General features: G+C 71.3%; 20 protein-coding genes. 10 read left to right on the top strand and 10 right to left on the bottom strand.

The window, feature by feature from the left end; genetic code table 11:
* The first annotated feature begins 65 nt into the window (after window positions 1-65).
* Genes G569_RS58185 through G569_RS49130 form a run of 4 tightly spaced genes read left to right on the top strand, consistent with a single transcriptional unit; the run spans window position 66 to window position 3,898 of the window.
* Window positions 66-662, top strand: coding sequence for a hypothetical protein (locus G569_RS58185; protein WP_053226490.1), 597 nt, complete (start codon window positions 66-68; stop codon window positions 660-662).
* On the top strand, window positions 655-2,076 hold the full coding sequence (locus G569_RS49140; RefSeq protein ID WP_053226489.1) for a proton-conducting transporter transmembrane domain-containing protein: 1,422 nt from the start codon (window positions 655-657) through the stop codon (window positions 2,074-2,076). The genes G569_RS58185 and G569_RS49140 overlap by 8 nt, the downstream gene beginning before the upstream one ends.
* Window positions 2,073-3,440 carry a hydrogenase large subunit gene (locus tag G569_RS49135; protein WP_053226488.1) on the top strand — a complete coding sequence of 456 codons (1,368 nt, stop codon included), beginning with the start codon at window positions 2,073-2,075 and terminating at the stop codon, window positions 3,438-3,440. The genes G569_RS49140 and G569_RS49135 overlap by 4 nt, the downstream gene beginning before the upstream one ends.
* Complete coding sequence (locus G569_RS49130) at window positions 3,440-3,898, top strand: NADH-quinone oxidoreductase subunit B family protein (protein ID WP_053226487.1); 459 nt, start codon at window positions 3,440-3,442, stop codon at window positions 3,896-3,898. The genes G569_RS49135 and G569_RS49130 overlap by 1 nt, the downstream gene beginning before the upstream one ends.
* Here the strand turns inward: G569_RS49130 and G569_RS49125 are convergent.
* The gene (locus G569_RS49125; protein ID WP_037497223.1) at window positions 3,879-5,543 is read right to left on the bottom strand and encodes a PucR family transcriptional regulator; all 1,665 of its coding nucleotides are present in this window, start codon (window positions 5,541-5,543) and stop codon (window positions 3,879-3,881) included. The two genes, G569_RS49130 and G569_RS49125, sit on opposite strands and share 20 nt — an antisense overlap.
* Before the next feature lie 102 nt (window positions 5,544-5,645).
* Here G569_RS49125 and G569_RS0116740 point away from each other — a divergent pair, with 102 nt between their 5' ends.
* Genes G569_RS0116740 through G569_RS49120 form a run of 4 tightly spaced genes read left to right on the top strand, consistent with a single transcriptional unit; the run spans window position 5,646 to window position 9,629 of the window.
* Entirely contained in the window at window positions 5,646-6,752 is a 1,107-nt protein-coding gene (locus G569_RS0116740; RefSeq protein WP_028064254.1) for an ABC transporter ATP-binding protein, read from the top strand.
* Window positions 6,745-7,902, top strand: coding sequence for an ABC transporter substrate-binding protein (locus G569_RS0116735; RefSeq protein ID WP_028064253.1), 1,158 nt, complete (start codon window positions 6,745-6,747; stop codon window positions 7,900-7,902). The genes G569_RS0116740 and G569_RS0116735 overlap by 8 nt, the downstream gene beginning before the upstream one ends.
* Complete coding sequence (locus tag G569_RS0116730) at window positions 7,899-8,762, top strand: ABC transporter permease (protein ID WP_028064252.1); 864 nt, start codon at window positions 7,899-7,901, stop codon at window positions 8,760-8,762. The genes G569_RS0116735 and G569_RS0116730 overlap by 4 nt, the downstream gene beginning before the upstream one ends.
* The gene (locus G569_RS49120; RefSeq protein WP_037497221.1) at window positions 8,763-9,629 is read left to right on the top strand and encodes an ABC transporter permease; all 867 of its coding nucleotides are present in this window, start codon (window positions 8,763-8,765) and stop codon (window positions 9,627-9,629) included.
* Between the two features lie 19 nt (window positions 9,630-9,648).
* On the opposite strand, the gene G569_RS58180 is transcribed toward G569_RS49120, so the two are convergent.
* Both G569_RS58180 and G569_RS0116715 read right to left on the bottom strand, forming a co-directional pair.
* Window positions 9,649-11,472 (bottom strand): methyl-accepting chemotaxis protein, encoded by a 1,824-nt coding sequence (locus tag G569_RS58180; RefSeq protein ID WP_053226485.1) that lies wholly within the window; start codon window positions 11,470-11,472, stop codon window positions 9,649-9,651.
* Window positions 11,473-11,539: 67 nt separating this feature from the next.
* Window positions 11,540-11,725 carry a hypothetical protein gene (locus tag G569_RS0116715; RefSeq protein ID WP_028064251.1) on the bottom strand — a complete coding sequence of 62 codons (186 nt, stop codon included), beginning with the start codon at window positions 11,723-11,725 and terminating at the stop codon, window positions 11,540-11,542.
* Window positions 11,726-11,812: 87 nt separating this feature from the next.
* Between G569_RS0116715 and G569_RS0116710 the strand changes: the two genes are divergently transcribed.
* Window positions 11,813-13,471, top strand: coding sequence for a right-handed parallel beta-helix repeat-containing protein (locus tag G569_RS0116710; protein ID WP_028064250.1), 1,659 nt, complete (start codon window positions 11,813-11,815; stop codon window positions 13,469-13,471).
* Here the strand turns inward: G569_RS0116710 and G569_RS0116705 are convergent.
* The 7 genes from G569_RS0116705 to G569_RS0116675 form a co-directional block, all read right to left on the bottom strand.
* Window positions 13,468-14,649 (bottom strand): ABC transporter ATP-binding protein, encoded by a 1,182-nt coding sequence (locus G569_RS0116705; protein ID WP_028064249.1) that lies wholly within the window; start codon window positions 14,647-14,649, stop codon window positions 13,468-13,470. The genes G569_RS0116710 and G569_RS0116705 overlap by 4 nt on opposite strands.
* Window positions 14,650-14,663: 14 nt before the next feature.
* A complete protein-coding gene (locus G569_RS0116700; RefSeq protein ID WP_037497218.1) occupies window positions 14,664-15,638 on the bottom strand; it encodes an SIS domain-containing protein in 975 nt (324 codons plus the stop codon).
* A gap of 4 nt (window positions 15,639-15,642) precedes the next feature.
* The gene (gene nagA, locus G569_RS0116695) at window positions 15,643-16,737 is read right to left on the bottom strand and encodes an N-acetylglucosamine-6-phosphate deacetylase (RefSeq protein ID WP_028064247.1); all 1,095 of its coding nucleotides are present in this window, start codon (window positions 16,735-16,737) and stop codon (window positions 15,643-15,645) included.
* Window positions 16,734-17,561 (bottom strand): carbohydrate ABC transporter permease, encoded by an 828-nt coding sequence (locus tag G569_RS0116690; RefSeq protein ID WP_053226484.1) that lies wholly within the window; start codon window positions 17,559-17,561, stop codon window positions 16,734-16,736. The genes nagA and G569_RS0116690 overlap by 4 nt, the downstream gene beginning before the upstream one ends.
* On the bottom strand, window positions 17,558-18,439 hold the full coding sequence (locus G569_RS49110) for a carbohydrate ABC transporter permease (RefSeq protein WP_157592100.1): 882 nt from the start codon (window positions 18,437-18,439) through the stop codon (window positions 17,558-17,560). The genes G569_RS0116690 and G569_RS49110 overlap by 4 nt, the downstream gene beginning before the upstream one ends.
* Window positions 18,440-18,513: 74 nt before the next feature.
* Window positions 18,514-19,800: an extracellular solute-binding protein gene (locus tag G569_RS0116680; RefSeq protein ID WP_028064245.1), complete on the bottom strand. Its 1,287-nt coding sequence runs from the start codon at window positions 19,798-19,800 to the stop codon at window positions 18,514-18,516.
* Window positions 19,801-19,916: 116 nt separating this feature from the next.
* Window positions 19,917-20,651 carry a GntR family transcriptional regulator gene (locus G569_RS0116675; RefSeq protein ID WP_211233011.1) on the bottom strand — a complete coding sequence of 245 codons (735 nt, stop codon included), beginning with the start codon at window positions 20,649-20,651 and terminating at the stop codon, window positions 19,917-19,919.
* Between the two features lie 110 nt (window positions 20,652-20,761).
* On the opposite strand from G569_RS0116675, the gene G569_RS58175 reads away from it, so the two are divergent.
* The gene (locus G569_RS58175) at window positions 20,762-22,183 is read left to right on the top strand and encodes an HD-GYP domain-containing protein (protein WP_053226482.1); all 1,422 of its coding nucleotides are present in this window, start codon (window positions 20,762-20,764) and stop codon (window positions 22,181-22,183) included.
* Window positions 22,184-22,203: the final 20 nt, after the last annotated feature.

Raw genomic sequence — 22,203 nt, 5'->3', positions numbered from 1 at the left:
CCTGGCCACCGGCTGTGCCGGGACCAACCGTTCGGTTTCAGGCATCTCGTGGCGGAGGTTGCCCGATGACCGAGACGTTGGTCTTCGCGCTCGGCCTCGGCGTCGTGCTCGTCCGCCGCCGGTCGCTGGCGATCGCGCTGGTGGCCGCGCAGTCGCTGGCGATCGGCCTGCTCGCGCTGGGCGAAGCCGACGAGCTGCTCGTCCCCGGGATCGTGCTCGTGGTCAAGGCCGTCGCGTTGCCGGTGCTGCTCGGCGCGGTGCTCAAACGCACCCGCGAGCCGCGTCTGGTCCCGGCCGCCGCGGGCCCTCTCGCCCGGCTCGCCGCGACCGCCGCGGCGGCGGGAACGGCCGCGGCGCTGCTCCCCGCGCTCGGCACCGGCGACGTCCACGCCGAGCGGATGGCGGTCGCGATCGTCGTGACCGGGCTGGCGATCGTCGTCGCGCGCCGCCCGGTCCTGTTCCAGCTGCTCGGCCTGATCGTGGCCGAGAACGGCCTCTCGCTCCTGGCCGTCTCGGTCCCCGGCGGGCTCTCGTACGTGATCGAGCTCGGCGCGCTCCTGGACCTCGCGCTGATCGTCGTCGTCGCGTCGTTCTTCGCCCGTCGCATCCACGACGAGCTCGGCACCGGCGACACCCACCTGCTGCGGGGCCTGCGTGACTGAGCTCGCCGCGGCCGTGCCGCTCATCGCGCTCGCCGGCGGCCTGCTGACGTGCCTCGCCCGGACGCCCGCGCAGGCCGACCGCCTCAACTCGATCGCCGCCCTCGCGACCGCACTCGCCGCGTTCGTCCTCGCCGCGCTCGCGATCGCGGGCGAAGAACGGCACACTCGCTGGCTGGAGATCGACGGCGCGAGCGGCGTCTTCGTGGCCGTGATCGCCGCCGTCGGCCTGTGCAGCGCGCTCGTCTCGCCCGCGTACCTGCGCACGAGCGGCCGCAGCTGGTTCACCGCCGCACGCTCGCGTCGCGCCTACTACGCGGCGCTGCACGCCTTCTGGGCCGCGTTGCTCTTCGTCCCGCTGGCCGGCAACCTCGCGCTGGCGTGGCTGGTGATCGAGGCCACCACCGGCGCCTCGGCGCTGCTGGTGTCCTTCAGCGGGAGCGGGCGTGCGCTGGAGGCGGGCTGGAAATATCTCGTGCTGACGACGCTCGGCCTCGCGATCGCGCTCCTGGGGATCGTGATCCTCGCCATCGGCCAGGGCGAGCACGGGCTCGGCGCGCTCGACTGGCACGCCCTCGAGCAGGCCACGCTCCCGCGCGAGACGGCGCTCGTGGCGCTGGTGCTGATCGTCGCCGGGCTGGCGACGAAGATCGGCTGGGCACCGGTCCACAACTGGCTTCCGGACGCCCACAGCGAGGCGCCCGCGCCGATCAGCGCGCTCCTCTCGGCCGCCCTGCTGCCGACCGTCGCGCTCGTCGCCTGGCGGGTGAAGACGGCGCTGGCGCCCGTCGCGGGACCCGGCGCGGCGGGCGCGCTGTTCATCGGCTTCGGCCTGGCATCGATGATCGTGGCCGTGCCGTTCCTCTGGCGCTCGCTGCCGTGGAAGCGGCTGCTGGCGTACTCGAGCCTCGAGCACATGGGCGTGATCGCGCTCGGCATCGGCTTCGGCACGCCGCTCGCGATCGCGGGCGTGCTCGTCCATGTCGCCGGGCATGCGCTGGCCAAGGCGCTCGGGTTCTACGCGGCGCTCCCGTTGCTGCGCGCGGACCCGGAAGCGGCTTCGCGGCCGCCCACCGGGCGCGCGGGCGTCCCGACTGCGACCGCGATGGGCGTCAGCCTGATCGCGCTCGCGGCGCTCCCGCCGTCGCCGCTGTTCGCGTCGGAGCTGCTGATCGGGCTCGGCGGCGTCGACGCGGGCGAGCCGGTCGTCGTCGCCGTCGCGGTGCTCGCGCTGGCGCTCGGGTTCCTCGGGCTCCTGCACGCGCTCTTCGAGGGCGTGCTGACCGGTACCGGGGAGCGTCGCCGCGGCGACCGTTCGATGCTCGCCCTGACCGGCGTGCTCGGCGTCGGGCTGCTCTCGCTGACCGCCGCCGCGGCGCTGCTGCCGGGCTCGGCCTTCATGGAGCGGCTGCTGTGACCCAGGTCGAGACCGTCGCCGACTGGCGCGACGCCGTGGGCCGTGTGCTGGCGAGCGGAGGGCGCTTCGCCGCCGGTTGGGCCTCGGCCGGCCAGTGGCGCGCCGCGTTCGAGACGGCGGGCACGCTGCGCGTCCTCTCGACCCCGGCCGCCGACGCGCCGACGATCGTGGACCTCGTCGAGGCCGCCGCCTGGGACGAGCGCGAGGCGCACGATCTCGCCGGCCTGCGCTTCGAAGGCCACGCGCCGTTGCGGGCGCTGGTCGCCCATCCGGATCAAGGCTGGACGACGCCCGTGACCGGCGACGGGGTGCACGAGGTCGCGGTCGGCCCGATCCACGCCGGCGTGATCGAGTCCGGCCATTTCCGCTTCCACACCGTCGGCGACCGCGTCCTGGCGATGGACCCGCGCCTGTTCTACAAGCACCGCGGGCTCGAGCAGGCCGCGCGCGGACGCGACCCGGAAGCCGCTCTGGCCCACGTCCAGCGCGCGTGTGCCGCGTGCGCCGTGACCAACACCGTGGCCTACGCCCAGGCCGTCGAGGACGCGCTCGGGCTGTGGCCGGACCGCGATCTGCGCGTCGCGCGCACGACCCTGCTCGAGCTCGAGCGTCTGTACAACCACCTGCACGACATCGGCGCGCTGTGCGCGGGGGTCGGGTTCGCCGCGGGCACGATGGCGTTCGCCGCGCTCAAGGAGCGTGCGCAGCGGCTGAATGCTCGCCTCTGCGGGCACCGGTTCCTGTTCGGCACGATCGCCGTCGGCCGAGGCGTCTTCGTTCCCGCCGACAGCGCCCGCGCCGACCTGCGCGACCTGCGCGCCGACGCTGCCGCGGCGTGGCGCGAGCTGGAGTTCGCCACCTCGCTGCAGGCACGCCTGGACGGAGTCGGCGTACTCACCCGCGAGGACGCGCTGCGGCTCGGCACCGTCGGCCCTGCCGCGCGGGCCTCAGGCGTGCGTGAGGACGCCCGCGAGCACAGCCCGCGCCTGTGGTACGGCGGCTTCGTGCCGGCGCGACCGCTTCAGGAGCGCGGGGACGTCGCCGCGCGCTTGCAGGTGCGTGCCGCTGAGCTGACGACGACGTTCGAGCTGCTCGACGATCTGCTCGCGCACCCGGCCGGCGCGGGCGCGGTCAGCGCGCAGGCGCCCGCCGGATCGGTCGGGGTCGGCCGCGTCGAGTGCCCGCGCGGCGCGACGACCTGCGCGGTGGAGCTCCGCTCCGGCCGGATCGCCCGCATCCGGCTGCGAACCGCCTCCTACGCCAACTGGCCGGCGGTCGCGCACGCCGCCGCGGGCTGCCTGCTGCCGGACTTCCCCCTGATCAACAAGAGCTTCGAGCTCTGCTACGCCTGCGTGGACCGCTGATGTTCGTGTTGCTCCGCCAGCTGCAGACGGTCCGTCACCAGGCGAAGCTGCGCCGGGGCGCGCCGCGCTCGCTCGCGATCCGCCACGTCGACGCGGGCTCCTGCAACGGGTGCGAGCACGAGCTAGGGGCGGTCTCGAGCCCGTTCTACGACCTGCCGCGGCTCGGCCTCGACATCGTCGCCTCACCGCGCCACGCCGACATCCTGCTCGTCACCGGCCCGGTCACGACGCGGATGGCCGGGCCCCTGCGCACCGCCTACGACGCGATGCCCGAGCCGCGTCTCGTGGCCGCGCTCGGCGACTGCGCGCTCGGGTGCGGCGTGCTCGGCGACCCCGAGGAGCTGATCGGCCGGCTGGATGCGGTGCTGCCCGTCGACATCCGCGTCCCCGGCTGCCCGCCCACGCCGGAGGCGATCGCGGAGCACCTGCTCGCCGCACTCAACGCCGGGCGCGCCTGAAGCGCCGCGCGCGTACCGCCAGGTGCAGCCCCAGCACGACGTCCTCGTCGTCGAGTGAGACGTCGAGCGCCTCCTCGATCCGGCGCAGCCGCAGGTAGAGCGACTGGCGCTCGAGGTGCAGGACGCGCGCGGCCTCGGCCTTGCGCGCCCCCGCCGCCAGGTACGCCTCGAGCGTCTCCAGCAGCGCCCGCGAGCGCGGCGTCGTGTCGTTCAGCAGCGGGCCGAGCTGCTCTTCGACGAAGGCATCGAGCTCGGGTGTGTCGCGCAGGTCGTGCAGGAGGTCGGCGACGCCGGGTCGGCGGGCGTCGTGCCAGCGGGCGGGAGTGAGCGCGGTCGCCGCGCCGGCCGAGCGCCGCACCCGCCGCAGGGCCTGACCGGCAGCCGCCCACGTGTCGGCCGGTGCCCCGATCGCCAGGGCGGCGTCGTCAGGGCCGAGCCCGTGACGGTCCAGCGCACCGTGGAAGAGGTGCGCGATGTGCTCGGCCAGCGCCGCGTCGTACTCGCGCGCCCCGAGCGCCACGACCATCAGCAGGTCGACGTCGCGCGGGCCGAGCAGCACCGCCAGGCCCGTCGACGACAGCGCGGTGCGCAGCTCGCCGGAGAGCCGCGTCCACGTGATCGCGTCGGCGACCTGCGGCTCGGCCGTGTCGCCCAGCGCGCGCCGCCCGCCCGCTTCGCGCACGCCGCCGCGCCGCCGCGCGAAGGACGGGGCGCGCCAGGTGGCGACGATCGGCAGCAGCGCGCCGCGGTTGGACGCGTTCAGCCCGAGCGCCTCGGCGCGCCGGCGGGCGTCGGCCTCCTCCACGCGCCCGTCTGCGAGGTCTGAGAGGAACGCCCCGCGCGAGCGCGCGCGCAGCTGCTCGTCGTGCTGCTGGGCGAGCAGGCCGATCGCGACCGCCAGCGCCGCGCGCTCCATCGCCACGCGGTCGAAGTCGTCGAGCGGGTTCTCGAGTGCGAGGGCGACCAGGCGGCCCCACGAGGAGTCCAGCAGCCGGACCTCGGCGGCGAACATGCCCTCGGCGGCCTCGCCGCGGTCCTCGGCGCGGTGCACGTCCGCCCATGCCGAGAGGGTGAGATCGTCGCCGTACGGCCCTGACACGTAGTAGACGAGCGCGCCGCCCGCGTCCTCGAGCACGACCGGGTTCTCGACCGCGCCGACCAGCTCGGCCAGGATCTCGGGCACGCCGCGGCCCTGCAGGATCAGCTCGGTGAAGCGGCGGTGGATCTCCTCACCGCGCGCGAGCAGGTCGTATTGGGCGTTGACGACCGCGCCGTGCACCGCCTCGGTGATCTCGATGAAGCGCACCGGGCGGTGGAAGGCGACGACCGGGATGTTGGCGCGCGCACACGCGGCCACGACCGGCGCGGGGACCTCGCGCCAGCTCGAGCCCAGCTCCACGGCCAGCGCCGCGATCCCCTGCTCGATCAGCGACCCCGTCCACACCGCCTGATGGCGCGCCTCGTCGCCGGCGCCGAGCCCGGTCGTCAGGACCAACTCACCGCCTTTGAGCAGATCGTCGGGATCGCGCATCTCGACCACGTGCGCCCAGCGAATGGGCCTTCCGAGCGCGGCATCGCCGATTACAACTTCGGGCAGCGCACGGCGCACCACGGGGAGATCCAACACGTCGGCAAGGCTCAGCATGACGCTTCGTCATGCATCATTACGGAACATCCGACCCAGTGTCCATTGCGGGGGTCCGCCGCAACCGGAAGGGTGGGCAATGGTCAGACGGAAGGAGCGAGGGTGGCAGCAACGCAGGCCGAGGCCGACATCCATCTCGAGGGTGTGACGAAACGCTTCGCCGATATGACGGCGGTAGACGATCTCACGCTCTCGATCCCGCGCGGGAACTTCTTCGCCATGTTGGGGCCGAGCGGCTGCGGCAAGACCACGACGCTGCGGATGATCGGCGGGTTCGAGAACCCGACGATGGGGCGCGTGTTCCTGGGTGGCTCGGACGTCACCGACGCGCCCCCGTACAAGCGCGACGTCAACACCGTCTTCCAGTCATATGCGCTGTTCCCGCACCTGACGGTCGAGAAGAACGTCGCCTTCGGCCTGGAGCGCAAGAAGGTCTCCAAGGAAGAGGTCCGCAAGCGCGTCGGCGACGCGCTCGAGCTCGTCCAGCTCTCCCACCTGGCCAAGCGCAAGCCGGGCCAGCTCTCCGGCGGCCAGGCGCAGCGCGTGGCGCTCGCCCGCGCGCTCGTCAACCGGCCGCGCGCGCTGCTGCTCGACGAGCCGCTCGGCGCGCTCGACCTGCGTCTGCGCAAGCAGTTGCAGATCGAGCTCAAGCGCATCCAGCAGGACATCGGGATCACGTTCGTGCACGTCACCCACGATCAGGAGGAGGCCATGAGCATGGCCGACACGATCGCGGTGATGAACGGCGGGCGGATCGAGCAGGCGGGCGGAGCGACCGACCTCTACGAGCGCCCGCAGACGGCCTTCGTGGCCAACTTCCTCGGGATCTCGAACCTCGTCGACGCCCGCATCAAGGCGCGCGACAACGGCCACGCGCGCGTGGAGACGCACGACGGCGCCGCGCTGCACGTCCCGTCGGAGCGCTGCAACGGCGCGGACGAGGTCAGCGTCGGCGTGCGGCCGGAGAAGATCACGCTCGTCCCCGAGGGCGAGCCGGTGCCGGACGGCTCGAACGTCCTGCGCGGGAAGGTCGTGGTCGCCGCGTTCCTCGGGGTCTCGATCCAGTACGTGATCCAGACCGCGGCCGGCGAGGAGCTCAACGTGTTCACGCAGAACACGCAGGGCGCCGAGCCGGACTCGCTCGGCGTCGGCCGCGACGTGCAACTCGCCTGGAGCCCGGAGCACACGTTCGTGGTCGCCCGTGGCTGACCCGCGCACGACGCGGCGCGTCTTCCTCGGCCGCGCGGGGTCGCTCGCGCTGGCCTCGTCGCTGGCCGGCTGCGGGATCGAGGGAACGCTCGAGCGCGCGGCCAAGCAGGCGACCCCGGTCCCGACGGTCACCCACCCGAAGGTGCCGATCGGCAACTGGACGTTCTCCAACTGGCCGCTCTACATCGACAAGAAGGTTCTGAAGACCTTCGACCAGCGCTACGGCGGGCACGTCAAGTACGTCGAGGACATCAACGACAACGACGAGTTCTACGGCAAGGTCCGCCAGCAGTTGCAGGCCAACGAGTCCATCAACCGCGACATCGTCGTGCTGACCGACCCGATGATGGGCAAGTGGGTCCGCAACCGCTACGTGCAGGCGCTCGACAAGAAGAACCTCCCGAACGTCGAGAAGAACCTCGTCGACAACCTCCGGTCGATCCCCTACGACAAGAAGCGGCAGTTCACCGTCCCGTACCAGTCGGGCGCGATCGGGCTGGGCTACAACCCAAAGAACACCAAGCGCAAGCTCAACTCGATCAATGACCTGTTCGACCCGGCGTTCAAGGGTCGGGTGACGATGCTCTCCGAGCCGTATGACTCGGCGAACTCCGTGCTGCTCGGCATGGGCATCAACCCGACCACGGCCAAGATCGACCAGATCCTCAAGGCGATCGAGAAGATCTCGCAGGCCAACGACGCCGGCCAGTTCCGGCGCTTCACCGGCAACGACTACTCGACGGATCTGACCAAGGGCAACATCTGGGTCGCGCTGGCCTACTCGGGCGACATCGTCCAGCTCCAATCCGACAACCCGGAGCTCGAGTTCATCTACCCCGACGAGGGGGCGATGACGTTCACCGACAACATGACGATCCCGAACAAGGCCGAGCACGTGTTCGCGGCCGAGACGATGATGAACTTCCTCTATGACCCGGAGATCGCCGCGAAGGTCGCCATTTATGTGAACTACCTCTCGCCGGTCAAGGGAGTGAAGGAGATCGTCGAGAAGACCGACCCCGACATCGCCAACAACCCGCTGATCTTCCCGCCCGACGAGATCCTCAAGAAGCTGCACCCGTACCCGGCGCTCTCCGACACGGACGAGCGCACCATGAAGGAGGCGATGGCGAAGGTGACGGGCGCATGAGTCTCGCAACCCGCCGCAAGCTCCTCCCCTGGCTGTTCCTCGGTCCCGGCCTGCTCTGGCTGGTGATCTTCTTCCTGTATCCGCTGCTCAATCAGGCGAGCGTGTCGCTGATGAGCGGCAACCCGGAGCAGGGGTACACGCTCACCTGGGCGTTTCACACCTATTGGGACGCCATCTCGGGCTACAAGGAGCAGTTCGGGCGCTCGATCGCCTACGCGGCGATCGCCACCTGCCTGTGCCTGATCATCGGGTTCCCGCTGGCGTACTTCGCCGCGTTCCACGCGGGTCGCTGGCGCGGGCTGATCCTGCTGTTGATCATCCTGCCGTTCTTCATGTCCTACGTGCTGCGCACGGTCGCCTGGCAGCTGATCCTGTCCGACGACGGCGCGGTCGTGAGCTTCTTCCGGACGATCGGCCTGCTCGGCGACGACGGGCGTCTGCTCGCCACGCGGACGGCGGTGATCGCCGGCATCACGTACAACTTCCTGCCGTTCATGGCGCTGCCGCTCTACGTGGCGCTGGAGAAGATCGACCGGCGGCTGTTGGAGGCCGCGACCGATCTCTACGCGTCACGGGCGACCGCGTTCCGCAAGGTGACGGTGCCGCTGGCGCTGCCGGGCATCTTCGCCGGCTCGCTGTTGACGTTCATCCCCGCCTGCGGCGACTTCGTCAACGCCGCGCTGCTCGGGACGCCGCGCCAGTACATGATCGGCAACGTCATCCAGTCGAAGTTCATCAACATCCTCGACTACCCGACCGCGGCCGCGCTGTCGTTCACGCTGATGCTGATGATCCTCGTCGGGATCTTCCTGTACGCCCGTCTGCTCGGCGCGCAGAACCTCACCGAGGCGGCGATCTAGATGGCGGTCGCCGAACAGACCGCGCCGCCCGCCGCGCCGCCCGTCGTCAGCGGCCGCTCACACGACAAGCTCCGCCACTGGGCGCTCGGCATCTGGTCCGGGCTCGCGCTGCTGTACCTGTTCATCCCGGTCTTCATCGTCGTCCTGTTCTCGTTCAACGACAACAAGGGCCGGTTCAATTTCACCTGGCAGGGCTTCACCCTGCGCCACTGGCAGCACCCGTTCGCGGACAGCGACCTGTCGAAGGCGCTGACCAACTCGGTGGAGATCGCGCTGATCTCCACCGCGATCGCCACCGCGCTGGGCACGTTCATGGCGATGGCGCTCGTCCGCTACCGCTTCCGCGGGCGCAGCACCGTCGACTTCTTCGTGTTCCTGCCGCTGTCCTCGCCCGAGGTCGTCCTCGGCGCGGCGCTGCTGGCGATGTTCCTGACCCTGAACGTCAACACGGGCTTCATCACGATCGTCATCGCCCACGTGATGTTCACCATCTCCTACGTCGTCGTCACGGTGAAAGCGCGACTGGAGGGGATGGACAGACACATCGAGGAAGCGTCGATGGACCTCGGCGCGACCGAGTGGGTGACGTTCCGAAAGATCACCTTGCCGATGATCGCCCCGGGCGTCGCCGCCGCGGCGATGCTGGCCGCGGCGATCTCCTTCGACGACTACGTCATCACCTCGTTCAACGCGGGTCAGACGCAGACGTTCCCGCTGTTCATCTTCGGCGCCACCCGCCAGGGCGTCCCCGCCGAGGTCAACGTGCTGGCGACGATCCTGCTGCTCGCCGTGCTGGTCCTGATGGGCCTGAACGTCCTCGTCCAAAAGCGCCTGGCCCGACGCGACCGGATCCGCACCGAAACCTAAAGGGGCCTGACCCCTTTATCTACGCGCTGACCTTGAACCGCCGGACCAGCTCCTCGAGCTGGCCGGCGGTGCGGGCCAGTGAGTCGGCGGAGGCGGCGATCTCCTGCGTCGTCGCGGACGTCTGCTGGGTCGAGGCCGAGACCTGCTCGGCGGAGGCGGAGGACTGCTCGGCGACCGCGGCGACCTCGGCCACGTCCTGCTCGGCCTGACGCGTCTCGGCGCTGATCTGATGTACCGCCGTGGCGATCTCGCCGACGCGCGAGGTCATGTCCTCGACCGCGACGCCGATCGCCTCGAACGCGTCGCGGGTGCGGTCCACGGTGGCGACGCCGTCCTCGGTGAGCTTGGCGCTGTCGGCGACGACGCCGACGACGCGGGCGGTCTCGGTCTGCATCTCGCCGATCAGCGACGCGATCTGCCCGGCCGCGCCCTCGGACTCCTCGGCGAGCTTGCGGACCTCCTCGGCCACGACCGCGAAGCCCTTGCCCTCCTCGCCGGCGCGTGCGGCCTCGATCGCGGCGTTGAGGGCGAGCAGGTTCGTCTGCTCGGCGATGCCCGTGATCGTCTCGACGATCCCGCCGATCTGGCGGGAGCGCTCGGAGAGCTCCTCGATCGCGGCCGCGACCTGACGTGAGGAGTCGGCGACACCGCGGATCGCCTCGGTGGCGTGCGCGGCCGCGGTGACGCCGTCGCCGGCGACCCGGCGGGCCTCGCCGGCGGCCTCGGTGGTCGCCTGGGCGGTGCCGGCGCTCTCGTCGGCGGCCTTGGCGGCCTCCTGGATCGCGTGGCGGGTGGACTCGACCATCCGCACCTGGCGCTCGGCGCCCTGGGCGACGTCGGCGACCGCGGCGGCGATCTCGCTGACCGCGCTGCCGGTCTCCTCCGAGGTCGCGGCCATCTGCTGCGAGGTGCTCGAGAGCGTGCCCGCGCTGTGCGCCACCTCGCCCACGAGGTCGCGCAGGTTGGCGACCATCTCGGCGAACGCGTTCCCGAGCTGGTCCTCGGGCGCCTTCGGCGTCACCGTGACCGTGAGGTCGCCGCCGGCGATCTGGCCCGCGGTGGCGGCCATGGCGCGCTGGTGGGCGATCATCTCCTCGAAGGCTTCGGCCATCTCGCCGATCTCGTCGCGCGAGCGCACGGTCAGCTCCTGCTCGGTGTCGCCGCGGGCGAGGCCGCGGGCGGCGCGCAGCATCTGCCCGATGCCGGCCGCGATCCCGGCCGAGACCCGCCAGGCGAGCCCGGCGCCGAGCGCCAGGGCGGCGAGCAGCAGCGCGATCGTCAGGGTGCGGCTCGAGCCGTAGGTGGCGGCGATGTCCTCGTTGAGCCCGCGCGCGACGTGGTCGTTGACGTGCACGAGGTTGGCGAGCTGGCCGTCGACCTTCGCGTAGAGCGGCGCCGCCTGTGCGAGGTAGAGCTTCGACGCCTCCGCGTCCCGGTGCGCGGCGCCGAGCTGCGCCACCTGGGCGTAGGCCTGCGTGTACTGGTCCCACGCCGAATGGAAGCCGCGGAGCCCTTCCTTCTCCTCCGCGACCAGGTACGTCGACTCGTACGTCTTGATCAGCGCGTCGACGCCCGCTTGATCCTTGCGCGCGGCGGCGAGCATCGGCTGCTCGTCGGCGGTGGTGCCGAACGTCCGCAGGATCTGGCTGTCGATGTCACCCAGCAGGCTCCGAGCCTGGCCGAGGTCGCGGACGGGCACGACGCGGTCGCGGTACATCGACCCGCCCTTCGCATCGACGGCGCCGAGGTTGCGGATCGACATGACGCCCTGCACCGCGGCGAACGCGAGCAGGACGCCGGCCAGCGTGAACAGCTTGGCGCGGATGGAGAAACGGCGGGTCATGCATCGGGTCATCGGCCGCACCGGAATGCGGTCGACCGTAGGTGTCCGCAATGCGACGCCGGTGGCATCACCGGCGCCGGTGTGCGGACGCACCAGGCGATGGTCGCGAGCCGTCGACGATCAGCGACGCCGGGTAGGTCCCCAGGCGCCGCAGCGGGTCCTCGACGGCTTGCACGATCCAGCGCTGCGGCGCTCCGCGCCGGTTGGGATCGGCATCGTCCCCCAGTCCGAACACGAGCTTGGTCTCGAGCACGACCCCGTCGCGGCGGCCGCGGAGCGCCTGGCCGACGATCGATCTCTCGCGGTTGCGTCGCCAGCCCTGGGGTGAGAGGGTCGGCGAATGGTGTTCCGATGTCTCCTCGGAGCAGCCGCCTGTCTGGCCTTCGCCGCTCCGGCGCACGCGACGACGTTCGTCGTCACGAGCGAGCAGTCCGCCGGCGCGAACACCCTGCGGCAGGCGATCCTCGACGCGAACGACACGCCGGTGCGCGATGAGATCCAGTTCAACCTCACGGCGAGGCAGATCAACCTCGATTCGCCACTGCCGGCGATCACCGCGCCCCTGGTCATCGACGGGGCGACCAATCCGGGACACGTCGACAACACCGATCCCGCCGGGTTCAACGCGACGCTGAGCTTCCTGGTCTTCAATCCGTCTGGCAACGCTTCGCCGGGTCTGGACGTCCGCTCCGACGACGTGACCATCAACGCGATGTGGTTCGAGGACTTCAGTCCCGCGGTCCGCGTGACCTCGGGCCGGAACACGTCGATCACGGGCTCGGTGCTTGGTGACACCGGTGGCAGCTATCCGCTGGCCGAGCTCTCGCCGGTCGTGGACGTGGCCGGCGGATCCGACGCGACGATAGGGGGGCTAGCCATCAAGGACACCAACAACCTCGTGGGCGGCTCGATCGGCGTCCGTACCGCCGCAGCCGGCACGGACGTCATCGGCAACATCATCGCCGCGCACTTCATCGGCGTCGATCTCGCCCCGGCGACGCGCGACAGCACCGTCGAGCTGAACCTCGTCGGGCCGTCGGGCTTCTACGGAGGCAACTCGACCGGCGTACGGGTGCGCGGATCCGACAACCTCGTCACGGACAACGCCGTCTACGGCAGTCGCGGGCCGGGCGTCGCGGTCGTCTCCGGGGCCGGAAACGAGATCCGCGGGACCGAGTTCGAGGACAACGGCGGTCTCGGCATCGACCTCGACGCGCCCGGTGTGCTGCCCAACGACCCGCTCGACGTCGACACCGGGCCGAACGGCCTCCAGAACTACCCGGTCCTGACCAGTGCCGTCACCAGCGCCGGCGTCACCACGGTCTCGGGCACATTCGACGGCGCGCCAGGGACTCAGGTCGCCGTCGACTTGTTCGCCTCGGAAGCCTGCGACCCGTCAGGAAACGGCGAGGGTGAGCGCTTCGTGGGCTCCACGACCTCGACGACCGACACGTCCGGGCATGCCTCGACGAGTGTGAGCATCTCGGCCGTCGCGGACCGCACCGCGTTCGCGGCGACGGCGACCACGGCGGACGGGACGTCGGAGTTCTCCAAGTGCGTGCTGGCCGGCCCGCCTCCGCCCGCCGCGACCGCGACGCCCGTCCCCGCTCCGGTCCGCGACACCACGGCGCCCGTGCTCTCTCGGCTGTCCGTGAAGCCGAAGACGTTCACGGTGCGCCGCGGGACGACCATCGCGTTGCGGTCTTCCGAGCCCGCGCGCCTCGAGATCCGGATCGGCCGCCTCGATCGCGGCCGGCGGGTCGGCAAGCGTTGCCTGCCGGACAGCCGCGCGCGAAAGCGCCGCCGAGCGTGTCAGCGGCTCGTCGCCATCGGCGTGATACGCCGCGACGCGGTCGCCGGCGAGAACCGGATCCGCTTCACCGGCACCGTGGGCACACGCAAGCTGCGTCCGGGCACGTATCAGGCGACCGTCGTCGCGACCGATCCTTCCGGCAACGTCGGCGCGCCGTCGACCGCGACGTTCCGCGTGAGCGGTTAGGCGGGAACGGCGGCGCGCGCGGGCTCGACGTCGTTGCCGAGCGCGGCTCCGGACTCGAGGTCGAAGCCGTGCAGGCGGGCGGCGTCGACGGTGAGCTCGATCGTGTCGCCGACGGCGACCTCGGCGCGGGCCTCGGTCACGATCGTGAAGGAGGCGCGATCGTCCTCGGCGAGGAGGATGTCGTCGTCGGGGGCGGCGTCGATCGCGTCGGTCAACGCGCGGGCGCGCAGGCGCGGGGCGTCGATGCCGACGACGACGTGGGTCTCGGTGCCGAGGCGCTCGACGACCTGGACGCGGCCGCTGATCGGGCGGCCGGCGGCGGTGTCGGTTCCGAGTCGCAGATCGTGGGGACGGATGCCGAGGACGATCCGGCCGTGCAGCGGCGAGCCGGCCGGGAGTGGGACGCGGCAGGAGCCGAAGCGTGCCTCGCCGTCTTGCACGTCCGCCTCCACGAGGTTCATCGCCGGCGAGCCGATGAAGGCGGCCACGAACAGGTTCGCGGGATGCTCGAACAGCATCTCGGGCGTGTCGCATTGCTGCAGGACGCCTCCGCGCATGACGGCGACGCGCTGGCCGAGGGTCATCGCCTCGACCTGGTCGTGGGTGACGTAGACGGTGGTGACGCCGAGCCGCTCGTGCAGGCGCGAGAGCTGCGCCCGCATCGAGACGCGCAGCTTGGCGTCCAGGTTCGACAGCGGCTCGTCCATCAGGAACGCCGCCGGCTCGCGGACGATCGCGCGGCCCATCGCGACGCGCTGGCGCTGGCCGCCGCTCAGCTCGCCCGGCTTGCGCTCGAGCATCTCGTCCAGGCCGAGGATCCGCGCCACCTCGTCGACGCGCGCCTCGATGTCGCGCTTGGCCGTCTTGCGCAGCTTCAGGCCGAAACCGAGGTTCGCGCGCACCGAAAGATGCGGGTAGAGCGCGTAGTTCTGGAAGACCATCGCGATGTCGCGCTTGCGCGGGTCGAGCAGGGTGACGTCGCGGTCGCCGATCAGGATCCGCCCGGAGGTCGTCTCCTCGATCCCGGCGATCAGCTTCAGCAGCGTCGACTTGCCGCAACCTGAGGGCCCGACGAGGACCATGAACTCGCCGTCGCGGACCTCGAGGCTGACCTCGTCGACCGCGCGCGGGCCGTTCTTGTAGGCCTTGGTGACCTCCTCGATGACGATGCCGGGCATTCAGGCGGCCCCTTTCATGATGTGAGCGTGACCTTGTGGAGGCCGGTCGGGTGGTCGACGTCGCGGCCGAGGATCTCGGCGGCGCCGACGGCGAGCTTCTGGGCGGGAATGACGGACACCAGCGGCGAGAGCCACTCCGGGACCGCCTGCAAATGGATGCGCCGGCCGGGCAGGTCGGCGGCGTCGGAGATCACGGTGACGTCGGCGCCACGCGCGGTCGCGGCCTCGAGCAGCGCGCGCACGCCGTCGAGCGTCGGACCGGACGGGGCGATCGCGAGGATCGGGAAGCCGTCCTCGACGATCGCGATCGGGCCGTGCATGAAGTCGGCGGACGAGTACGGCGCGGCGATCACGCCGGTCAACTCGGACAGCTTCAGCGCCGCCTCGAACGCGGTCCCGTAGACCACGCCGCGGCCGACGACCGCCAGCCGCTGCCACGATGCGGCCTCCTCGGCGGGAACCGGCGCGTCGAGCTGCAGCGCCATCGCGTCCGGCAGCTCCGCCAGCTCGCGCGGCTCGACGCCCACGAGCGCCGCGACCGCACCGAGCGATGCCGTGTAGGTCTTGGTCGCCGCCACCGAACGCTCCGGGCCGGTGCGCAACTCGATCACGTGCCGCGCCGACTCGGCGAGCAGCGAGCCCGGCTCGTTCGTGATCGCGACGCTCACGGCACCGGCCGCGGTCGCCGCCTTGACCACGCTCGCGACGTCCGGGGAGGCGCCGGACTGCGAGATCCCGATCACCAGCGCCTCGCGATAGTCGAGGTCGGCGTCGTACAGCGTGTGCAGCGAGGGAGTCGCCAGCGCCACCGGCATCCCCCAGAAGCGGCCGAACAGGTGCTGCGCGTAGCGCGCGACGTTGTCGGAGGACCCACGCGCGGCGATCACCGCGAAGCGCGGCCGGCGGGCGACGATGTCCGCCCCCGCCGCCGCGATCGCCGGCGCCGACTCCCGCAGCAGCCGCTGGAGCACCTGAGGCTGTTCTGCCATTTCATTACGTGCGAGCGACACGCTCTCTCCCGTCCACGAGAACCCGGATGACGTCCACCCGATCATCCAGGACCACGATGTCGGCCGCTGCGCCGGGGACGAGCCGCCCCAGGTCGGCGCGCTGCGCGACCCGCGCCGGGACCTCCGACGCCGCCCGCAGCGCGTCGGGCAGCGGCACGCCGAGCGAGACGAGATTGCGCACGCCCTCGACCATCGTCAGCGCCGAGCCCGCCAGCTGCCCCTCGGGCCCGCGCACGACGCCGCCCTCCGCGTGCACCTTGCGCCCGCCGAGCACGAACTCGCCGTCGCCCATCCCCGCCGCCGGCGCCGCGTCGGTCACCAGGGCGAAACGCCCGGACGCCGAGTGCCACGCCACGAGCACCGTGTCGGGCGCGACGTGGTGCAGGTCGACGATCACCTGGACGATCACGTCGGGCCGCGCGAGCGCGGACATGGCGATCGAGGGATCGCGGGCGGTCGAATGCCGCATCGCGTTGAACAGGTGGGTGACGGTGCGCACGCCGCGGTCGAAGGCGAGGTGCGCCTCGGCCGCGGTGGCATCGGTGTGGCCGGCGGAGACGGTGACGCCGCGCGCGACGAGCTCGTCGATCAGCTCGAACGCGCCGGGCAGCTCCGGCGCGAGCGTCACCTGCGAGACCGGCGCCGCGTCGAGCAGGCGCCGCAGCAGCGCGAGGTCGGGCGCGAGCACCCAGCGCGGGTCGTGCACGCCCGCCCGCCGCGGCGAGAGGAACGGGCCTTCGACGTGCGCGCCGAGCACGCGCGGGCCGATGTCACCCGTGGGCATCGCCCGCAGCGCGTCGAGCAGCACGGCCTCGGGCGACGTGACGAACGTCGGCTGGAACGCGGTCGTGCCGGTGGCGAGCATCGCCTCTCCCGCGCGGACGTATCCGTCGTGGTCGGCGGCCAGCAGGTCGACGCCCGCGAAGCCGTTGACCTGCAGGTCGACGAAGCCGGGCGCGGCGATGTCACTCCCGGTCGCCCCCGGCAGCCCGACGGCCTCGATGACCCCGTCGGCGACCGACACGTCGCCCGAGACGAGCACGCCGTCGACCAACGCCGCTGAGACGCCCAGCCTCATCCCTTCACCGCCCCGGCCGTGCGAGCGGTCATGAGGTGCTTGCGCGCGAGCACGAACACGAGCGCGACCGGCAGCGTGTAGAGCACCGACGTCGCCATCACCGCGCCCCAATCCGTATCGCCCCGGCCGACGAACGACTGCAGGACGAGCGGGACGGTCTTGCGGTCCTCGCTGTTGATGAAGGTCAGGGCGAGCAGGAACTCCTTCCAGCCCTCCAGGAACGCGAGGACGGCGGTGGTCGCCAGGCCGGGCGCCGCGAGCGGCAGCACGACCCGCCACATCGCCCCGAAGCGCGTCGCCCCGTCGATGCGAGCGGCGTGCTCGAGCTCCTCCGGGATCGACATGATGAACCCGCGCATCACCCAGATCGCCAGCGGCACGCAGAACGCCAGGTAGGTGATGATCAGGCTCCAGTAGGTGCCGAGCAGGCCCGCCTTGCGCATCGTCACGAACAGCGGGATCACGAGCACGACCAGCGGGAACATCTGCGTCATCAGCACCAGCATCAGCAGGATGTAGGTGATCCGCACCCGCCAGCGGGCGAGCGCGTACGCGGCCATCGCGCCGACGATCAGGCAGATCACCATCGTGCCCGACGCCACGATCAGCGAGTTCATCAGCGCCCGCCCCACGTGGCCTTCGCCGAGCACGCGCGGGTACTGGTCCCACTGCGGGTCGTTCGGCCACAGGTCCGGCGTGCGCGTGTAGATCTCCGACCGCGGCTTCAGCGACGTGATCACGACCCAGTAGATCGGGAAGAGCGCGAACGCCGAGATCGCCGCCATCGCGCCGTACATCCAGCCGCGCTTGAGCAGCCACCTCATGTCGTCCCCTCCCGGCCGATCAGGCGCACGTAGAGCAGCGAGAACGCCAGCAGGATCAGGAACAGCACGACCGCGACCGCGCTGCCCAGCCCGTAGTGCGAGAGCGCGAAGCCCTCCCGGTAGGCGGCGACCGCCGCGGTGTCCGCCGCGCGGTCGGGCACGCCCGCCGCCATCACGTAGATCTGATCGAAGATCTTGAAGTCCCAGATCGTGGAGAACACGACCAGCACGGCGACGATCGGCCGCAGCAGCGGCAGCGTCACGAGCCGGAAGCGGTTCCACGGGCCGGCGCCGTCGACGGCGGCGGCGTGCAGCGTCTCCTTCGGGATCGTCTGCAGCCCCGCGAGCAGCGACAGCGCGATGAACGGGAACGACTGCCAGACGACCGTCACGAAGATGGCGACGTAGGCGCTGAAGCGGCCCGCGAACCACGCGTAGTCCTGGAAGCCGTCGAAGCCGAGCTCGACCAGCATCCAGTTGACGAAGCCGTACCGCGAGTCGAAGAGCCACTTGAAGATGGCCGAGGCCGCGATCGCCGGCACCGCCCACGGCAGCAGCACGGCCAGCGCGAAGAACCAGTTCCCCCGCAGGCGCTGGTTGAGCAGCAGCGCGACCGCGAAGCCGAACACCATGGTCCCGGCCACGCACACGGTGCCGAACACGACGGTGTTGACCAGCGACGCGCGCAGGTGCTCGTCGGAGAAGACCTCCTTGAAGTTGTCCAGCCCGACCCAGGTCGAGCCGCCGTAGATCAGCTGCCCGAGCCCGGTGTCGGTGAAGGACAGGTAGACCGTCCGTACCAGCGGGTAGCCGACGAGACCGACGATGATCACCATCGCCGGCAGCAGCATCAGCACCGGCATGGTGAGCCGGCTCACGAGGCGCTGCGCCCTGTGGGCCGGCCGCGGGGCGCGCGCGGCGCGCCCCGCCGGAACGGCTGCCGGAGCGATGCTCACCCGGCGAACTCCTCATCCATCTTCTTGGCCAGCTCCTGCACAGCCTGCTGGCCCGTGGCCTGACCCTTCATCACCTTCTGGATCTCGCCGTCGAAGATGTTCGCGCCCTCGAGGCCGCCCCACTTCGGCGACGGCGGGTAGACCGCGGAGTGGTCGAGCAGCTGCTCGGCGAACGGCTTGCGCTGCGGGTCCTCGAGGTACCCACTCGCCTTGATGCCCTCGGTCGTCCCGGGCAGGAACCCGATCTCCGACGTGAACTTGTTCAGCTGCGCGGGCTCGAGCATGAAGTCGATGAACGCGGCACCGAGGTCCTTGTTCTTGGACTCCTGGAACTGCACGAGGTGCGACCCGCCCGCGAACGCGGTGTTCTTGCCCGACGGCCCGGCCGGCGCGAGCTCGGTGCCGATCTTCTTCTCGAGCCCCGGCTTGGTCGCGATGATCGAGTTGTAGGTCCAGCCGCCCGCGATCAGCATGGCCACGTCGCCGTTGGCGAAGGCGGTCTGCGCGTCCGGCTCCTCCCAGCCGACCGCGGCCTTGGGATCGAGCCCGTCCTTGTAGAACGAGGCGTAGTAGTCCAGCGCCTTGGCCGCCTCGGGCGTGTTCAACGCCGACTTCCACGTGTCGCCGTCCTGCGTGGCGATCTGCCCACCCGCCTGCCAGATCGTCGGCAGGTACATGTGCTCGCTCAGCCCGGTGAAGGAGACGGGATAGACCCCGCCGCCGACCTTGGACTTGATCGCCTTGGCGGCGGCCATCATGTCGTCCCACGTCTTCGGCGGCTGCACGCCGGCCTTCTCGAGCATGTCCTTGCGGTAGATCAGCGCCCGCGCGCCCGCATACCAGGGCTTGCCGTAGACCTTGCCGTTCAGCGTCGCCGCGTCGACGAGGCTGGACACGTAGTCGCCCTTGGAGATCGTGGGCTGCTCGACGAGGCCGCCCTGGTCGGCGAACTCCGGCGTCCAGGTGGTGCCCATCTCCGCGACGTCCGGCACCTTGCCGCCGGCGATCGCGGTCACGAACTTGTCGTGGGCCTGCGCCCACGGGACGAACTGGATGTCGATCTTCGTGCCGGGATGGGCGGCCTCGAAGTCGGTTCCGTACTGCTTGACGACGTCCTGGATCTTCGGCGAGCCCGGATCCATGATCCAGACGCTGATGTTGCCGGAGAGCTTGCCGCTGCTCGCGGCGGCCTTGTCGCCCGTCTGCTTGTCGTCCGAGCCGCCGCATGCGGCCACGACGACCGCGAGCACCAGGCCCACGGCCGCCACGCTGAACTTCCTCATCCGTCCTCCTGTCCCGCCCTCGCGGCGGGTAGATTGGATGCGTCGCCCGTTCCAGCGGACGACGCAGACGTACCTCGCCGGCCGCGCTCGCGCGGCCGGCCCCCTTTCCGGCACCGCTATCGCAGCGCCGGCCTCAGCTCCGTCACCAGCCGGTACCGGTCCCCTCGGTACACGGACCGCACGAACTCCACCACCTCCCCTTGCTCAGATTGCGTGGTGCGCTCGAAGAGGAACGCCGGCGAGTGCACCGGCACGCTCAGGTACTCAGCCTCCTCGGGGCTGGTCACCGTCGGTTCGATCGTCTGCGTGCCCGAGGCGATCACGATGCCCTGGCGCACGCGCAGCAGCTCGTAGAACGAGTGGGTGAGGTCCTCGCGGCGCAGGCCCGGCAGCAGGTTGACCGGGGCGTGCAGCCACTCGATCGCCATCGTCTCGTCGTCGGCGAGGCGCAGGCGGGTGATCACCCAGACCTCGTCGACCGGCGAGATCTGCAGGCGCTGGCCGAGCTTGGCCCCGGCGCTCTGGCGCTCGAAGGAGACCACCTGCGTGCTCGGCCGCATACCGCGCCGGGCCATGTCCTCGCTGAAGGAGGTCATGGTCAGCGGCAGGGCGATCTTCGGCTCCGCGACGTAGGTGCCGCTGCCGTGGCGGCGCAGGAGCAGGCCTTCGCGCACGAGCTCGTCGATGACGGCGCGCAGCGTCGGGCGCGACACGCCCAACTCGCTCGCGAGCCGCCGCTCGGACGGCAGGGCGTCGCCGACCTGCAGCTCGTCCAGCATGCCGAGGATCTCGTCCCGGACCAGGGCCTGCTTGCTCCCGCCCCGGCCGTTCGTGTGCGCCATCGAGGTCATACCACGCTCTCTCCGGGGCGGCAGAGTACAGACTGGTCAACTATTGGTCAAGACCACTTTGCCGTGGTCGCTCAAGTTCTCGTTGAATCGGGCGATCACCCCGGGCAGCCATGTCTCGGGCCCGTATCGCCGCCGTCTTCGCCTTCGCCCTGGCCATTGCGCCGATCGTCGTCGTCGCCGCCGTCGGCACCCACCCGGCGAAGCTCACGCCCAATCAGCACTTCGGCCTCGTGGGCGGCGCCGCCGCGCTGACGTCGCTCGCGTCGCTGCTCCTGAGCCTCGCCGGCGCCCGCGCCCGCGACGGCCGCGCGATCCTGATGGGCACCGCGTTCTCGACGATGACCGCGCTGTTCGCGATCCACGCGCTCTCGACGCCCGGGTTCTTCGTCGGCAAGAACGGCATGATCGCGCTCGCCGGCGGCCTGTCGGTCCCGGTCGGCGTGTTCCTCTTGACCCTGACGGCGCTGCCCGCGCTGCGCCGGCCCGTCAACGTGCGCGGCCTGCTCGCACTGCAGCTGACGCTGTTCGTGGCGATCATCGGCTTCGGCCTGTTCGGCATGTTCTTCCCGCGGGACATCCCCGCGGTGCCCACGGTCGGCTCGACGCCCGCGAACATGCTCTTCGGGATCGGCGGCACCTGCCTGATCCTGCTGATCGTCCGCGCCGTGCGAACCTTCCGGCTCACCCGCCGCACCGCCGACCTCACGGTCGCGGTCGGCTGCGCGTGGCTCGGCGTGACGCTCTACGCGAACCTGATCCTCGGCGGCGGCACCCTCGGCTTCTACGCCGGCCACCTGGTCGAGATCCTCGCCGTGGCGTTCGTCGGCATCCCGGCCGCGCTCGACATCAAGCGCGCCGGCGCCTCGCGCCCGCTGGTCGGTGACCTCACCACGCCCGAGCTGGTCGCGAGCGAGGAGGCCTACCTCGGCCCGCGCGTGCGCGCGCTGATGGTCCGGCTCGAGCGCCGCGACGTCTCCACCGAGGCGCACACCCGCCGCGTCGCGCTGCTGGCCGCCCAGGTCGGCGAGGAGCTCAAGCTCTCCGCGACCTCGCGCCGGCACCTCGCGGTCGGCGGCCTGCTGCACGACATCGGCAAGCTCTCCGTCCCGCTCGAGATCCTCAACAAGCCCGGCAAGCTGACCGACGAGGAGTTCGCGGCGATCAAGCGCCACCCGGGCGACGGCCGCAAGCTCCTGGAGGAGCTCGGCGGCTTCCCCGAGGGCGTCCGCGAGCTCGTCTCCGACCACCACGAGCGCCTCGACGGCTCCGGCTACCCGCGCGGCCTGAAGGGTCACGAGCTCTCGGTCGAGACGCGGATCCTCGCCGTCGTCGACGTCTACGACGCCCTGGTCAGCGACCGCGTCTACCGCGCCGCCTGGTCGCCGGACCGCGCGTTCGCGCTGCTCGAGGAGGAGGCGCACGCGTACGACCAGACGGTCGTCGCCGCGCTGAAGCGGGTCGTCGCCCCGTTCGTGGCCGACGTCTCCCCCGCGCCGGTCGCTCAACGCCTGCGCAGCCCCCGCATCGCCTAGGCATTTCCACGGGAAAGCGC

It is taken from the genome of Solirubrobacter soli DSM 22325 (assembly GCF_000423665.1).
Classification (GTDB): domain Bacteria; phylum Actinomycetota; class Thermoleophilia; order Solirubrobacterales; family Solirubrobacteraceae; genus Solirubrobacter; species Solirubrobacter soli.
This window is presented reverse-complemented; position numbering and strand designations above follow the sequence as displayed.